Origin of the sequence: Herbaspirillum sp. B65 (assembly GCF_000333555.1) — a bacterium.
Taxonomy (GTDB): Bacteria; Pseudomonadota; Gammaproteobacteria; order Burkholderiales; family Burkholderiaceae_D; genus Herbaspirillum; species Herbaspirillum rubrisubalbicans.
This window is the reverse complement of the sequence record NZ_BADI01000521.1, coordinates 1-1,240: the sequence shown is the minus strand read 5'-3', so window position 1 is coordinate 1,240 and position 1,240 is coordinate 1. Positions and strand designations below refer to the sequence as shown.

General features: G+C 65.0%; 1 protein-coding gene. It reads right to left on the bottom strand.

From position 1 onward, the window contains the following. Positions 1–887, bottom strand: an 887-nt coding sequence (locus I5W_RS12615) for an aminotransferase-like domain-containing protein (protein ID WP_044529488.1), incomplete at its 3' end; no start/stop codon positions are given. Between the last annotated feature and the right edge of the window lie 353 nt (positions 888–1,240).

Here is a 1,240-nt window from a genome sequence, read left to right as displayed (position 1 = left end):
ATGATGCAGCCCAGCGGGTTTTGCAGGTTGGCNACCACCACCACGCCCTTGATGTTGCCGTAGGTGCGCACGGCCAGTTCCAGCGCTTCCACCGAGATGCCGGTGTGCGGACTGGTGGGGATTTCCAGCGCCTTCATGCCCAGATTTTCCAAGGCCTGCAGCAACCCGAAGTAGGTGGGCGACTCCACCGCGATGGTGTCGCCAGGCCCGGCCACCGCGCGCAGGGCCAGGTTGAGTGCCTCGATGCAGCCGTGGGTGACCACCACTTCTTCATGATCGATGCGCATCCCATGGTGCAGCGCGCGGCGCGCCACCGCCTGGCGGAAGGTGGCATTGCCGTTGTGCGGCATGGCGCTGGTGAGCAGCTCGGGCCGCTCGCGCAGGGCGCGCATGGCGGCTTGCTTCAAGGTTTCCACCGCATACAGTTCGGGCGCGCAGGTCATGCCGGACAGGTCGATGCGGGGTGCGCCGCTCTGGCGCAGAGCGATGTACTTGGAGACCTTTTCGTGGATGCCCGCGTATTGCTCGGGATCGATGGCCATCAGGCTCTTGGGCTCCTGCACCGGGCGAATCACCGACCGCCGCGGCTGGCGCACGAAATAGCCGGAACGCGGACGCGCCTCCAGCCAGCCGCCCTCCTCCATATGGCGCAGCGTTTGCAGGGCGGTCGAGAGGCTGACCTGGTGCTGGCGCATCAGGTCGCGCACCGAGGGCATCCGGTCGCCGGCCACCAGGGTACCGGACTGGATGGCGCCCTGGTAATGCTCGGCCAGGCGGCGATACAGCGGCTGGCGAGCGCTCTCGGCGGCAGGTGACGGGGACGGTGCGCCATCCGGCACGGGCGCGCTGGCTGGCTGATGGGTAGGGAGGAGCAGGCTGGTATCCATAACAGTCATGATGTTCTTCAGGTCACAACCAGAACAGATACAGAGTAGGCGAAAAGCAGGGGTAACAGAGTAAAAAACTTCAGCCTGTTACGCAGCAGAGCGAATTTTCCTGTGCCTGTTGCCCTTGGGGCGGGCTCCCTAGACTGGCAGTGTGACAAGCCCATCCCACCACGGAGAATCCACATGCATCCCACGCTGACCGAAGCCACCACCCTGCAAACCCTCACCCTGCGTCCCGGCCAGCATCTGCAAGTCTGGCTGGCTGCGGGCAGCCAACTGATCTGCCAGGCGCCACTGGTGCGCGTGACCGAATCGGCGCGCTGGCAACAGGATCAGTTGGTGAGTCGTCAGAG